This is a genomic window from Paenibacillus sp. FSL R5-0407, from assembly GCF_038009185.1.
Taxonomy (GTDB): domain Bacteria; phylum Bacillota; class Bacilli; order Paenibacillales; family Paenibacillaceae; genus Fontibacillus; species Fontibacillus vini.
The window spans coordinates 344,536-359,238 of record NZ_JBBPAX010000001.1; the positions used below are offsets into that span (position 1 = coordinate 344,536).

At 48.1% G+C, this 14,703-nt stretch carries 15 protein-coding genes and 1 pseudogene; all 16 read left to right on the top strand.

What is annotated here, in order from left to right; all coding sequences use genetic code 11:
- Positions 1-3 precede the first annotated feature (3 nt).
- Positions 4-2,079, top strand: coding sequence for a BglG family transcription antiterminator (locus NYE70_RS01680; protein ID WP_341044815.1), 2,076 nt, complete (start codon positions 4-6; stop codon positions 2,077-2,079).
- Positions 2,076-2,369, top strand: coding sequence for a PTS sugar transporter subunit IIB (locus NYE70_RS01685; protein ID WP_211021166.1), 294 nt, complete (start codon positions 2,076-2,078; stop codon positions 2,367-2,369). The genes NYE70_RS01680 and NYE70_RS01685 overlap by 4 nt, the downstream gene beginning before the upstream one ends.
- A gap of 61 nt (positions 2,370-2,430) precedes the next feature.
- Positions 2,431-3,696 carry a PTS ascorbate transporter subunit IIC gene (locus NYE70_RS01690; RefSeq protein WP_341044816.1) on the top strand — a complete coding sequence of 422 codons (1,266 nt, stop codon included), beginning with the start codon at positions 2,431-2,433 and terminating at the stop codon, positions 3,694-3,696.
- Positions 3,697-3,901: 205 nt separating this feature from the next.
- Positions 3,902-4,975, top strand: coding sequence for an ABC transporter substrate-binding protein (locus tag NYE70_RS01695; RefSeq protein WP_341044817.1), 1,074 nt, complete (start codon positions 3,902-3,904; stop codon positions 4,973-4,975).
- Between the two features lie 33 nt (positions 4,976-5,008).
- The gene (locus tag NYE70_RS01700) at positions 5,009-6,664 is read left to right on the top strand and encodes an ABC transporter permease (RefSeq protein ID WP_341044818.1); all 1,656 of its coding nucleotides are present in this window, start codon (positions 5,009-5,011) and stop codon (positions 6,662-6,664) included.
- Positions 6,665-6,698: 34 nt separating this feature from the next.
- A complete protein-coding gene (locus tag NYE70_RS01705) occupies positions 6,699-7,760 on the top strand; it encodes an ABC transporter ATP-binding protein (protein WP_341044819.1) in 1,062 nt (353 codons plus the stop codon).
- Between the two features lie 51 nt (positions 7,761-7,811).
- Positions 7,812-8,828 carry an ABC transporter substrate-binding protein gene (locus tag NYE70_RS01710; RefSeq protein WP_341044820.1) on the top strand — a complete coding sequence of 339 codons (1,017 nt, stop codon included), beginning with the start codon at positions 7,812-7,814 and terminating at the stop codon, positions 8,826-8,828.
- Between the two features lie 427 nt (positions 8,829-9,255).
- Positions 9,256-9,693 (top strand): annotated as a pseudogene (locus NYE70_RS01715) (nucleoside deaminase); the annotation flags it as partial.
- A gap of 30 nt (positions 9,694-9,723) precedes the next feature.
- Positions 9,724-10,281, top strand: coding sequence for a histidine phosphatase family protein (locus NYE70_RS01720; protein WP_341044821.1), 558 nt, complete (start codon positions 9,724-9,726; stop codon positions 10,279-10,281).
- A 16-nt stretch (positions 10,282-10,297) separates the two neighbouring features.
- On the top strand, positions 10,298-10,873 hold the full coding sequence (locus NYE70_RS01725; protein ID WP_341044822.1) for a dihydrofolate reductase family protein: 576 nt from the start codon (positions 10,298-10,300) through the stop codon (positions 10,871-10,873).
- Positions 10,874-11,010: 137 nt separating this feature from the next.
- The gene (locus NYE70_RS01730) at positions 11,011-11,193 is read left to right on the top strand and encodes a hypothetical protein (protein ID WP_341044823.1); all 183 of its coding nucleotides are present in this window, start codon (positions 11,011-11,013) and stop codon (positions 11,191-11,193) included.
- Entirely contained in the window at positions 11,186-11,365 is a 180-nt protein-coding gene (locus NYE70_RS01735) for a hypothetical protein (protein WP_341044824.1), read from the top strand. Before NYE70_RS01730 ends, NYE70_RS01735 begins: the two co-directional genes overlap by 8 nt.
- A 280-nt stretch (positions 11,366-11,645) precedes the next feature.
- Positions 11,646-12,206: a hypothetical protein gene (locus tag NYE70_RS01740; RefSeq protein ID WP_341047492.1), complete on the top strand. Its 561-nt coding sequence runs from the start codon at positions 11,646-11,648 to the stop codon at positions 12,204-12,206.
- Between the two features lie 5 nt (positions 12,207-12,211).
- Entirely contained in the window at positions 12,212-12,562 is a 351-nt protein-coding gene (locus NYE70_RS01745) for a n-acetylglutamate synthase (protein WP_341044825.1), read from the top strand.
- 197 nt (positions 12,563-12,759) lie between these two features.
- Positions 12,760-14,139: a serine hydrolase domain-containing protein gene (locus tag NYE70_RS01750; RefSeq protein WP_341044826.1), complete on the top strand. Its 1,380-nt coding sequence runs from the start codon at positions 12,760-12,762 to the stop codon at positions 14,137-14,139.
- A complete protein-coding gene (locus NYE70_RS01755; protein ID WP_341044827.1) occupies positions 14,136-14,636 on the top strand; it encodes a GNAT family N-acetyltransferase in 501 nt (166 codons plus the stop codon). Before NYE70_RS01750 ends, NYE70_RS01755 begins: the two co-directional genes overlap by 4 nt.
- Positions 14,637-14,703 lie beyond the last annotated feature (67 nt).

Consider the following 14,703-nt stretch of genomic DNA (forward strand, 5'->3'; position numbering starts at 1 on the left):
CGAATGGTCAAGCAACTGATGGAGAGCGACAAGTACATTCCGCTGCAGCAGATGGCCGATGATTACGGGATCTCTCTGCGGACGGTGCGGGCGGATTTGCTGCAGTTGGAAGACTGGCTGCGGGAACGCGGTGTGAGCCTGGTGCGAGACCGCTCCGCCGGCGTTTCCCTGCGGCTTGCGACCGGGCAATCGGAACAGCTGGCTCTCCAGATGGGAGAGCGGCCGGATTACATGGATGCCGAACAGAGGGTCAGCCTGCTTATGAAGCAGCTTCTCCAGGAGACGAGCTTGTCCGTAAAGACGGTCATGGAAGAGTTCGGGATCAGCAAGAATACACTGCTGCAGGATTTGAACGAAATCAGGGAGCGACTGACCGGCTGGGATTTGACCCTGATCAGAGACCGCGGGCAGCTGCATATCGAAGGATCGGAGAAGCGTAAGCGAAGGGCCTATTTGCATCTGCTGCGGTCGGAAATTACGGACGACAAGCTGCTCCGATATATTCTAGATCAACGGGGAGCGAATTACTCTCCTATGACGCCGTGGAAGGACTGGTTCGAAGCCGACGATGCGGCGATGCTGTTCGACACGATTCAGCGACTTGAGGAGAAAATGGGCGTGCAATTTACGGATGCCGGTTACTCCACGCTGATTCTGCATTTGCTGATGGCGATGGAGCGGCTGAGGGGCACGCATTCGATCGAGATGGACCGCGAATCGCTGTCCGAGCTACAGGACCATGAGGCGTATGAACTCGTCAAGACCGAGGTCGTCCCTCGAATTGAGCGGCATTTCCAAGTGAAGCTGCCCGCCACGGAGATCGGGTATATCACGCAGCATATTCTGGGCGCACAGAAGCAGAGCCTTCCGGCAGAGGACCTCGTTATTGCCGATCTCGCCAAGCAGATCATTGTGCGCACCGAGCAAGAGCTCGGTCGGCCGCTGCAAATGATCGACCAGATCGTTCAAGGGCTCGTAATTCATCTGAAGCCGGCGATTTATCGGGCCAAATTCGGACTGCAGTCCAAGAACCCGCTCATGGAACAGCTCGAAGCCCAGTACGGCTCGCTCTTGAATGTGTTGGAGCGGATCGTCAACGAGGTGATGGCGCCTTGGTCCGTCACGTTCGATCGGGACGAAGTAGGCTATATCATGTTCCATATCGGCAGCGGGCTCATTCCGCCGAAGGCTCCGACGCGCAAGCGCGTAGCGATCGTGTGCGGATCGGGGCTCGGCACCTCCGCGATGCTGAAGCGGCGGGTGGCGGCGATTTTTCCGCAGGTCGATATTGTAGGCACTTATTCGTATAAGGAATCGGCGGAGATTACGTTACAGACAGCGGATGCCATCCTAAGCACGATGGAGATCAGCCATGCCCTGCAGGTGCCGTGGATGAAAGTATCGCCGCTGCTGAACCAGAATGATCAAAAGCAGATCACGAGCTTTCTGGGCGTATCGCCTTCGGGCGAATCGGCGGCGGCTGCGGCGGCGGTGCAGGCGGTGAACGATATTTTTCAGGTAGTCGAAAGAAACGCGCATATCCACAACCGGAACCGGCTGCTGGAAGAACTGCTGCATTTGTTCCAAGGCGGCAGCCGATTGGAGGAACCCCGCGAAGAGGATTACGGCTTGACCGCACTGCTGGCCCCGGAATCGATCTCGCTCGGAGCGGAGGGCATGTCTTGGGAGGACGCGGTGCGAGAGGGGAACCGGCTGCTTATGCAGCAAGGCGTCACGGACATCAGTTATGGAGAGAAGCTGATTGAGATCATCTCCACTAACAAGCATCCGTTCATCATCCGTGCGGGCGTGGCTTTTCCTCACGTATACATGCCGGAGTGCGTGAAGCGCACGGGCTTCAGCATCATGACCTTTCAAGAGGAATTGGCCTTCGGGCCGTCCGGTCACCCGGTCTGGTTTGTCATCACGCTGGCTGCGGTGGACAAGGAGCGGCATGTTGCCGCGCTCGGCACGCTGCTGGATGCGCTGAACGATGATGCATTCATGGCGGAACTTAAGAGTTCGCGCAACGGTCGGGAGATTTGGCAGAGACTGCGGGAGAAGGAGGGCTTCGAATGAAAAGAATCATCGTAGCTTGCAACAGCGGGCTCGGCACCAGCCTGATGATTCGGCTGAACGTGGAAGCACTCCTGAAAGAGTGGGGTCTCAAGGCCTGGGTCGAGCATACGGACATTTCGTCGGTCGACACCTTTGATGCCGATCTGATCATCGGCTCCAATTATATTATGGAATCGCTGCAACTGATCAGCGGGGTCGAGATCATCGGCCTGGACGATATTACGGACCGGCAATATTTGAAAGCGAAGCTGCTGGACAGCGAAACGTTCAGACAGTGGCTGGCCGGTTAGGCTTGTTAGAGTCATTGAGCGGATTACGAATATAACTTACAGACAAAAGCGGGGGTTGCCCATGAACGCAACGCAATTGGTCAGCAAGGGTTTGCTTGGGGAGCCTGCCCTGCTGCTCGGGTTAATCGCGTTTCTCGGATTGCTGCTGCAGAAGCAGCCGTTCCAGCGGTTGATCCACGGCACGATCAAGACGATGCTCGGCTACACGCTGCTCCAGATCGGTGCGAACGCCGCCGGCTCGTCCCTATCCAATTTATCGGCGGTCATCCAGAAGGGATTTCAAATCATCGGGATCATTCCGCATAACGAGACGATTACGGCGCTCGCACAGATTAATTACGGCGAGGAGATCGCGCTCATTATGCTGGCCGGGATGATCGTCCACTTGATGATCGCCCGTTTTACGCGGATCAAATATATTTTTCTAACGGGACACCATATGCTGTTCATGGCTTCGCTCCTCGCGGGAGTGCTCGTGTCGATGTCGATGCCGCTATGGAAGGTGGCCATTGCCGGAGGGATCGTTTTGGCTTTGTGCATGTCCTTTGCGCCCATGATCTCCCAGCCATATATTCGGCGGGTAACGGGAAACAATGACTTTGCGGTGGGACATTTCAACAGTATCGGCTATGTGCTGAGCGGGTTCGTCGCTTCCTGGTTCAAAAAGGGACCGGAGCCGCCGGAGTCGAAGGGGCTGCAGAAGCTGCGCTCTTTTTTTCAGGATCATATGGTTGTCATTACGGTGTTTACCTTCGTGCTGTTCCTCTTCTCCGGGTTGTTCATTTCCCCCGGGGGGATCGAAGAGATGTTCTCGGGACGGCATATTCTCGTCGTGTCCTTGATACAGGCGACCTGGTTCGCAGGGGGTTGCTACGTTATCTTGGCAGGGGTGCGCATGCTGTTGTCCGAAATCGTGCCTGCCTTCAAAGGAATTGCCGACCGGGTCGTACCGGGAGCGATTCCTGCGCTGGATTGCCCGGTGTTGTTCAAATTTTCGCCGTTCGCCGCGATGATCGGATTCCTGCTCAGTTTCACCGGTGGCCTGGCGGCGATGGTCGTGCTGTTACAGGTGCAGTATACCGTCATTATTCCTGGAGTCATCCCGCATTTCTTCGCTGGCGGCGCGGCGGGCGTTATCGCTTATCAAATCGGCGGCCGTAAAGGGCTGATCGTATCCTCCTTGATCCACGGATTCGTCATTACGATTCTGCCGGCATTCCTCATTCCGCTGCTGACGAACCTCGGATATTTGCGCGCGACTTTTGCCGACAGCGATTTCTCGGTCATCGGGGTGCTAGTGCATCAGCTGTTCAGCTGGTTTCAATAACGCCGGTACCCGTCCCGGAAAACATATGCTACACCTCCAAAACAATAGTAGTACGAGAGCCTGATCTCATCCTCATCAGAGGGTGAAATCGGGCTATTTTGTGTGTCTGTTTTATTGCCGCGAGAAGTGGCAGAGACTTGGACTCACAGGTTTGTAAGCGCAACCAATATAATTAAGCCATAAACATTGAAGGGGGATATAACAGATGGGAAAGAAAAAATGGATCAGCTCAATCTCCGCTATAACGATGGCCGCGTTGCTGTTTACGGGCTGCGGATCTTCGGGCGGCAACACGGCTGCACCAGCAGCTAACGGAGGCGGGGATGCCGCTCCGGCGAAGCCGCAAGGCAAGCTGACCGTATACATCGGTTTCCAGGAAGATCACGCGGTCGCCGCGATCAAGAAGTTCACCGAGGACACGGGCATTGAAGCCAGCATGATCCGGATGTCGGCAGGCGAGATCCTCGCCAAGGTCCGGGCGGAGAAGGATAACCCGCAGGCGGACGTCTGGTACGGCGGACCGGCAGACACCTTCGTGCAAGCGACTTCGGAAGGACTGCTTCAGCCGTACAAGTCGCCGGTTGCCGAGAAGATCGATGCGAAGTATAAAGATGCGGACGGCAATTGGACAGGCGTCTATGTCGGCGCGGTCGGCTTTGCTTCCAATAAAGAATTTTTGGCCAAAAAAGGCGTAGAAGCCCCGAAGACATGGGAAGATCTGCTCAACCCGGCGTTTAAAGGCGAAATCGTCATGGCGGACCCGGCTTCCTCCGGAACCGCGTACACCGCAATGTACACGGTGCTGAAAGTAATGGGCAGCGAAGAGAAGGGCTTCGAATACCTCAAGAAGCTGCATCCGCAGGTTCAGCAGTATACGACGAGCGGCGCCGCACCGGGCCGGATGGTCGGTATGGGCGAAGCCGGCGTAGGCATTCTGTTCGCGCACGACATTATCAAGTACCAGGAAGAAGGCTTTAGCAGCCTTGAAATGACGATCCCAGAGGACGGAACAGGCTATGAGACCGGCTCGATCGGCATTATCAAGAACACGAAGAACGAAGAGCTGGCGCAAAAATTTGTAGACTGGGCACTGTCCCCGGCCGCTCAAGAGCTGGGTAAAACCGTAGGCAGCTTCCAGAACCTGACGAACCCGGATGCGGTCGGACCAGAGCAAGCCGTTAATCTGTCTGAAATCAATACGATCGATTACGACGTCGTTGAAGCCGGTAAAGAGCGTCAGCGCCTGATCGACAAATGGAGTGCCGAAGTTAAGAAATAATATCAGTTTGAACTCAGAGAGGAGAGAGCTTGAATGAGCGCCATGTTCAAGAGATTCAAGCGCGAGCCGCTCCTGCCGATTCTCATCGTGTTGGTCATGCTCTGCTTACTCGTTTTTATCGTCTATCCGCTATTCCAAATCGCAAAGTCCAGCTTCGTCGGGTCCACCGGCGAAGTTGGCTTACAAGGATATCGGCGGGTGCTGTCCGGGGGCGGATTATTCCACGCCCTGGTCAACTCCCTCGTGCTGGCCGTCCTGACGGCGACGTTGTCCACCGTGATTGCGTATGTTTTTGCATATACGTTCGCTTATGTAAAAGTACCGTTCAAAAAACTCTTTAACGGCATTGCCATTCTCCCGGTCATTTCACCGCCGTTTGTCATTGCCTTATCCGCCATGCTACTTCTCGGGAAGCAGGGGCTGATAACGAAAAACTTACTGGGACTTGAAAATGCGAATATTTACGGGCTGCATGGCCTGGTTCTTGTACAGACGCTTTCTTTTTTTCCGATAGCCTTCCTGACACTGTCCGGGCTGCTGCGTTCGATTAGTCCTTCGTTGGAGGAGGCCAGTCAGAACATGGGGGCCAGCCGGCTGAAGACGTTCATTAGCGTCACGCTACCGCTGTCCGTCCCGGGAATCGCCAACGCGTTCCTGCTCGTGTTCGTTCAGTCGCTTGCGGACTTCGGGAACCCGATGACGATCGGCGGGAACTACTCCACCGTAGCCAGAGAGATCTACTTACAGGCCGTCGGAAGCTACAACTTGCAGGCCGGGGCCGCCTTGGCGATGGTGCTGCTGACGGTGACGATCATCGTCTATATTCTGCAAAATTTCTGGGTCGGCAAAAAAAGCTACGTTACCATCACAGGCAAGCCTACCGGACAACGGAGAATGATCGAGTCCGGGGCGATTAAACATGGACTATTCACATTTTGTATGATCATGTCGTTCGTCGTTATTGCCTTCTATGCCCTTGTCCCGATCGGTTCGTTCATCAAGCTGTGGGGCATCAACAACAGCCTGACGCTGGATCATTACAAATATGTTTTCTCTATAGGACAGAAGGCGATCAAGGATACGCTGACGCTCGCCATTGTCGCCACGCCGATTGCAGGATTGCTGGGTATGATTATCGCATTCCTGATTGTCCGCAAACGTTTCTTCGGTAAAAGAGCCTTGGAAGTCATCAGTATGCTCTCGATCGCCGTACCGGGTACGGTCATCGGGATCGGGTACATTCTCGCGTTCAACAAAGCGCCGTTAGCGCTGACCGGAACCGGCATCATTATCGTTGCCGCATTCGTGGTACGCTCCATGCCGGTGGGCATCCGCTCCGGAGTTGCTGCCCTGCAGCAGATCGATCCGAGCATCGAGGAAGCCGCGACGAATCTCGGAGCCAGCGGAAGTAAAGTGTTCACGAGCGTCGTGCTGCCGCTCATCAAGTCCGCTTTTTTCAGCGGTCTCGTGAACAGTTTCGTCAAGAGCATGACCGCGATGAGCGCCGTTATTTTCCTCATCTCGGCCAAGTACAATCTGATTACCGCGTCGATTCTGGCGCAGGTCGAGGCCGGCCGGATCGGTGTAGCAAGCGCCTACTGTACGATTCTGATTCTGATCATGATCGTGGCGCTCATTCTGTTAAACTTGCTCGTGAGATGGATGGGCGGCAAAGAGCGGTCCGCATAAGCGGCCGCGCCCATCCTTAAGGAGGTATGTTAAAATGGCTAAATCCGTCACACTGAAAAATATATCGAAAGCCTTCATGAACGATAGAGGCGAGAAGTCTTACGCCGTCTCCGGGGTGAACCTGGAGATCGGAGAAGGGGAGTTCGTCACCCTCCTCGGTCCGTCCGGCTGCGGAAAAACGACGACGCTGCGCATGATTGCCGGTTTTGAAGACATCACCGAAGGTCACATCTACTTCGGAAACGAGGCGGTGGACCAAATTCCGCCGAACCGCCGGGACTGCACGATGGTGTTCCAATCGTATGCGCTGTTTCCGCATCTGAATGTATTTGACAACATTGCTTACGGCCTCAAAATCAAGAAAATGGCCAAATCCGAAATGATCTCGAAAATTGAATCCGTCTTGGATATAATGAATCTACAGGATTATCGGGATCGGATGCCAAACCAGCTGTCGGGCGGTCAGCAGCAGCGTGTGGCGCTGGCCAGAGCGCTTGTCATGGAGCCGGGCGTTCTGCTGTTCGATGAGCCGCTATCCAACCTCGACGCGAAGCTACGCCTAGTGATGCGGGATGAAATCCGCCGCATTCAGCAGCAGATCGGCATCACCGCCGTGTATGTAACGCATGACCAGAGCGAAGCAATGAGCATGAGCGATAAGGTCATCGTCATGAATAAAGGAAAGATCGAGCAGGTCGGCACGCCAATGGAAATTTATCAGCGTCCGAAGAGTAAGTTCGTGGCCGATTTCATCGGAACCGCCAACTTCCTGGAAGGCACTGTCAAGGGAACGGAAGACGGCCGGCTGCTCGTGGAGACAGCTTCGGGTGTGCTGCGGATTCGCCGCGACGGGTTTAAAGCGGGGGACCGCGTGACCGTGGTAATCCGCCCGGAAGCCGTCACTTTAGCTAAAGGCACAAGACATCAGGGCATCGTGCAGAAAAGCGTGTTCATGGGCCAGACCCAGGAATACGAGGTTCTGTTCGAGGGCCAGATGTTCCAGATTACCGAGCATAACCCGATTCAGGAGAAGGTGTACTCGGTCGGCTCTTCCGTATCTCTGCAGTTTGCGGAGGACGCCCTTCATGTAATTTAACTTCTGTACTCATCCAAAGAAATGACATCACACCAAGAAAGAAGGGATTGCATGAGAAAAATAGCGCTATCCGCGTTGCTGCTCTCCTTGCTGATGTCATTTCTTCTTTCTGCCTGCGGCAAGGAGAGCAAAGGCACGCTTACCGTGTATGCCGGATTGTATGAGGATCATGCGATCAAGGCGATGGAGACCTTTCAGAAGCAGACTGGCATCAAAGTAAATTATGTGCGCATGTCGAACGGAGAGATTCTGTCGAGAATTCGGGCTGAGCGGAATTCCCCCAAAGCGAGCATCTGGTTCGGAGGGCCGGCCGATACGTTCATCCAGGCCAAATCGGAAGATCTGCTGGAGCCGTATGTATCCAAAAATGTGGAGGCCATCCCGCCGGAATATCGCGACCCGGAAGGGTATTGGACCGGCATATATGTCGGGGCGATCGCCTTCGTCTCCAACAAAACCTGGCTGCAGGAGGTCGGTCTGCAGGCTCCGCAATCGTGGTACGATCTGCTGAAGCCGGAATACCGGGGCATGATCTCGATGGCGGATCCACGTTCCTCAGGAACAGCCTATACCATGCTAGCGACGCTCGTACAGCTGTTCGGCGAGGAAGAAGCGTTTGACTTCTTGCGTCAGCTGCATCAGCAGAATGTCATTTACACCACCTCCGGCAGTGTCCCTGGACGCACCGTGGGAATGGGAGAGGTCGGGACAGCAGTCATGTTCTCCCATGACGCGCTGAAGTTCTACAAGGAGGGCTTCCAAAACCTCATCATCGGATTCCCGACGGAAGGCACGGGCTACGAGATCGGTGCCGTTGGCATCATCAAGGGCGGCCCGCACCAGGAGGAAGCCCGCCGATTTGTCGACTGGGCGCTGACCAAGCAAGCCCAGGAGCTCGGCAAGCAGGTTGGCAACTACCAGCAGCTTACCAATCGCGATGCCGTCGCGCCCGAGGAAGCCATTCCGCTGGAGAAGCTGAACGTCATCCCCTACGACCTCGACTGGGCCGGCCAAAACCGTGAGCGTCTGATTAACAAATGGACAACCGAGGTGCTGGGGGCGCGGTAACCGTTTTGCTTTACGTGCTTCAAGCTCAATCTTCCAGATAAGAAAATAAGCTCAAGATAAACGTCCCAGCCAAAGATGAGTGCTGTCTAAGGTTGGGGCGTTTTTGTAAACTTGGTTTGGAATGAATTGAAGGATAATAAGAGATTGATCGTGAGCCTGGCTGTCATTGTGAGCTAGGCTCTTTTTGCGGTTTTCTCAAATTTACGTATGGTGTATATTGGGTATAAATGGGACTGTTTAGCAAGGTCGATGGCTTAAACGTGTTGCATTTTGTCCCACAAAACCGGATCGTGTCTCAGATGCGGGAACGCTAGCTGAGATAACTGCAATACAATAAAAACAAAGGCCGGATCTTTTCATGATTAAGGATCATCTCAAATTTTTAGAAATAGCATTTGAATAAGCAACGTTAGCAGAGAGTGAAGGGACCTACCCAATCGGGGCTGTAATTGTTGATAACGAAGGCAAAGTAGTTAGTAGAGGGAGAAATAGAGTATTCACGCAGGAGGACTGCACCGCACATGCAGAGGTGGATGCAATTAGAAAGGCCGGACACATCTTGTTAGATACATCTAATAAAAGATTCAAGAAAAACGACTTGACTCTAAATACAACTTGCGAGCCGTGTCCCATGTGTACGTGTACTATTTTGCTATCAGGGATTAAACAAGTCGTTTGGGCAGCGGATGATGATGAATATGGAGCAATAAGACGTATGAAAGAAGGCCCTCATTTCATAAATCAATTTAATACAATCAATTACATAGCATCACCAAGTCTGGATTTAGAGAATAAACAAAGGAAAATGCTGAAAGAATGGAATATTAGACGTGGAATAGTAAATACAGAATGGGAAGCGAAATAAATAAGGGAGGCCGTATGAAGACAACTATATATGGTTAGGCATGGAGAATCACCATATACTGAAGGAAATGAAAGAACAAGAGGGCTTACCCCAAAAGGAAAGGTCGATATTGAAAAGGTAACGAAGATACTTATAGGTGAAGGAATAGACATGATTATATCAAGTCCTTATACACGGGCAATTCTTAGTGTTGAGGGATTGGCCAAGCTTTTAAACAAAGAGGTTCAAATATTTGAAGATCTTAGAGAGCGTCATTTTGCCGCAGAGCTTATTGAAAATGCAGAGTTAATGTCTAGTATCCGAGAGAGTTTTAATGACCCTGATTATACCTTAATAGGTGGAGAGTCTAATGCTGAGTGTCAGAATAGAGCAATCGCAATTCTAAAACCCATACTAAATGAGCATAGAGGGAAGAAAATAGCTGTCGGAACCCACGGTCTTGTAATGACTTTGATGATGAATCATTTTGATCCGGCTTATGGTTTGGATTTTTTGAATCAATTAACGAAACCGGATATCTATAAAATGCAATTTGAGGATTTAGAATTAAAAGAAGTAACCAGATTGTGGAATGATGATCTTTCATAAAAAAGGAGAATTGAACATGAGAAAACTCGTTTTATTTCTGCATTCATCGCTTGACGGCTTTGTAGAAGGGCCGAGCGGTGAAATGGACATTGGCTGGGTTTCCTACGATGCTGACTTGGAAAAGCACGCCAAGGAAATTCTGAGTACTGCCGACACGGTCCTTTGGGGACGCGGGACTTATCAGATGATGTACAGTTACTGGCCTTCCGTGCCTTCGAATCCAGCAGCTTCGGAGCATGAACGGAATCATGCCGAGTGGATCGAAAAGACTGACAAAGTCATTTTTTCCACGACGCTGGAGAACGTAGAATGGAACAATTCCAGACTGGTGAAAGAAGATGTTGAAGAAGAGATCAAAAACCTCAAACAGCAGCCAGGGAAGGATATGGTTATTCTCGGCAGTCCAAGGTTCGCACATTACCTTATGCAGCTTGATTTAATAGATGAGTATAAAATTACGGTTTCTCCTGTCCTGATCGGCAGCGGATTGCCGTTGTTCCAAGGTCTCAAGGAGAAGATCGATCTTAAACTTATCGAAAACAAGACCTTTGATTCTGGAGCCATAGGTCTCGTTTACCAGACGATAAGATGAGCTCAGCAACAAACTATCGCCCCTTGGTTGTCAGATGTATAATCATAGAATAAACTCAGACAACAACACGACCCAGTCTATGATAGGAGTCTATCTAAGGCTGGGTCGTGTCGTAGAAACCGTCTTAAGGAGTTGTATTGAGTATCTACAAAGATAGATTTGAACCGATTGTCATTTTAGATGATGCAAAAAATGAAGTAGAGGCATACGCCAATATTTATGCGGATGAGCTTGAAGATGATAGTTTTTGGCTAGGAAACGTAATTGTTTCACCAGCAAGCAGGGGGAGCATCCCAGTATTTATTAAATGTAATGATTGAAAAAGCCAAAAATACATTGAAAACTAAAAAGCTGAAATTAGCCTGTCATAGTACGAATTCAAGAGGGCTGGCTTTTTATTCAAAAAGTGGCTTCAAACCATTCGATATGAAGATTCATGATATAGGTTCAAAGAAATTCATAACCATCCATATGATAAAAAATTTAGTTTGAGCGTTCCTTTTTTAAAGCCTATTAGGAGTTGGATTGCCACTGACAATTAATATTACCAAAGGCATGAAGCTGGAATTGAGGCAAGTGTTGAAAAATTAATATACGCTGTAACTTTTCAGACGGATCAGAATAGACAAATCGTTCTACTATCTTCCAAAGGCAATAATTGAAGATTTTAATAAATACAATGTTTTGAAGATGCCTGATTTAATATAATAATACTGACTAAGTCTGTCGGATCTCGCTAAAATATCTGTTTTTCGGGGAGGATTGCATAATGATTTATTCAAAACCAAAAATAATTGCTATTGCTGCGGTTTCTGGTGGAGGAAAAACTACGATTACTTCGCGTTTAAATCAAGTGTTGAACAATTCAAGAGCTCTTTATTTCGATGATTATCATGTTGAAGGACCAGAGGATATTATAGATTGGGTTGAGCGGGGAGCAGATTGTAACGAGTGGAGCATCGAACCGATCGTAACTGATGTAAATAGCCTAATAAACTCCCGTGATGTGAGGTACATATTAATAGATTATCCATTTTCAAGACTGCACCATGATTTGAAGACCATTGATTTGACTGTCTTTGTAGATACACCTCTAGATATAGCTATGGCAAGAAGGTTATTAAGAGATTTTAGAAACACAAATACAGAAGTGATAATGGATGAATTAAGTAATTATCTATCCCGGGGAAGAATGGGGTATGAAAGTATGTTAAAGACAACAAAACCTAATTCAGACGTTGTTATTGATGGGGCTTTACATACAGACGAGATTATTAAGCTTATTTTGGATGAAATAAATAAGACCGAAGGTAAAATCAAAGAAAATAGGTGATAAATGTGGAAATCATAAATTATAACGGGAAAACTTTTAGAACCATAAAAAACACTAAAAACGGAGAAGTGACTCAAGAAACAATTTTTCACTACAATCAGGAAGGAAATCGAGTATGGGCAGAATATGCCGGGGGCGGGATACTAGTAGGTCATTTAATTGCCTTGGTAGATGAGGCTGGAAATCTGGACATGAGATATCAACATATTAATGATAAGAATGAGTTGATGACGGGGATATGTAAATCGAGACCAGAGAAACAAGAGGATGGAAGATTGAGAATGCATGAAGAATGGGAATGGACTTGCAAGGATCATTCTAAGGGATGGTCAATTATTGAAGAGATAGAGATCTAAGATTGGGATCGAAGGCCTTCTAATCGGATTGTTTATAGAAGCTTACAATAGGGAGAACCACAATGAAGAAAATCCTAAGTAAAACAGGCACATCAATAATATATGTCATCCTACTTATCGCAATCATTACTACTATAGCGTGTTGAGATGAACTTGGCAGTTTGGTAAGGACAGGGAATTATGATACTACGGATAAAATGGTGGAAACCATCATGGCCAAATCAGCGACTCCAGGAGTGACCATGGTAGTATCAGACCAGGGCAAGACTGAATTTAAGAATTACGGATATGCAGATGTGAATAATAAAAAGAGGGTAACTGAAGAGTCATTATTTGAGTTGGGATCGACTACAAAGGCATTTACGGCTCTGGCCGTTATTTTATTGGAAAATGAGGGCTCCTTATCTCTTTCAGATTCTATTACAGATTATATTCCATCGTTTGAGCCAACCATTAAGGGTGAGAAAGTTAATATTACGATTCATCAGTTGTTAGCACATACAAGCGGAATTCCTCCGTGGAGTATTCGGTTAATTCCTGAGGGTACCACGGAAGATATGCTCAAAAAAACGATACATAATGTGTCAGACATTGCATTAGATACGCATCCTGGGACAGCATATAATTATGCTACTGTTAATTATGATATTTTAGCGATGATTATTGAAAAAGTTACAGGCAAACGCTATCAGGATTATATGACTGAAAACATACTGGTTCCTTTAGGGATGATTCATAGTTATTTTTCAACAGGTCAGGAAAAGGAATCTGATACGCTTACCAAAGGATATCGTGTATTTTTTGGAAGAAGCTTAGAATATGATGCCCCTAGATATTATGGGAATATCGCTGCAGGATATTTGGTAACGAATTCAAAAGATCTAGAACGCTGGATTAATGCCCAAATGGGGATAGGCGATATACCAGATAATTTATTGAAAGCGATACAACAATCACATCAAGTGGACATCAAAACGGCGGGATACGAAAGTGAAAATCAATACTATTCATTCGGATGGAGTGTCGATACGAAAAATAGAGTTATAAGTCATAATGGATCTAATCCTAATTACTCTTCACAGGTTCTTATTGATTTAGAAAAGCAGCAGGCCATATTTGTTATGGCTAATTTGAATTCAACTACACCAACGCTAATTGCTAATAACATTTATGAGAATATGAATGGAAATCAAATGAATAAATTTAATTATGATGACGTGTATCTATTAATTGATTTGGTATTTTCATTCTTAGTAATAATAGCCATCATTATCTTATGTGTCCAAGCAAATAAGCTCATTAGAGGTATAAAACTTAATATTAAAGATGAAAAGACAAGGTTCAGAAAAATGACAGGAAGCAGTGTAGCACTAATTCTAAGCATTCTACTTTTGGTATTGGTAATAATCTGGCCTTATCTATTAGACAATAATTATATGATGATAAAGGTGTGGATGTCGTATTCAATATTTATTTGGATGGGGCTAACTTTTATTAATTGTATTTTATCGATAATAATTAATATGAAGAAAATCGGAATGATTAGACGAAAGTTAAAATGGAAGGAGAATATATGATAGTAAGAGTGTTACAAGAGCCGGATGCTAAATCGTATCAAGAAGTTCGATTGAGTGGACTTAGAAACGATCCGGACGCATTTGGATCCACCTTTGAAAGAGAGAAAGAATTCTCCCTGGAAACAGTAATTAGTCGAATAAGTCCTAATCAAGATAGATTCGTTCTCGGAGCATTTGTTGAAGGTGAATTAGTTGGAATCGTTGCTTTTGTACGTGAAGTTGGGATGAAAATAGCCCATAAAGGAAATATATTCGGCATGTATGTAGTACCCGAGGCGAGAGGAACTGGTGTAGGACGAGAGTTATTACTTGAGTTGATAAAAAAAGCTAAAGACATGGAAGATCTGGAACAAATAAATTTAACTGTTATTTCCGGCAATAGTAATGCCAAGAAGTTATATGCATCACTCGGATTTGAGATTTATGGGACAGAAAGAAATGCTCTTAAATATAATGGACAATATTTTGATGAGGATTTAATGGCTCTTAAATTATGAAGAACTGCAGTAAGAGGGAGGGCTCAATGAAAAGAGTGGTATTAGTCGAAGGAATTCCTGGATCGGG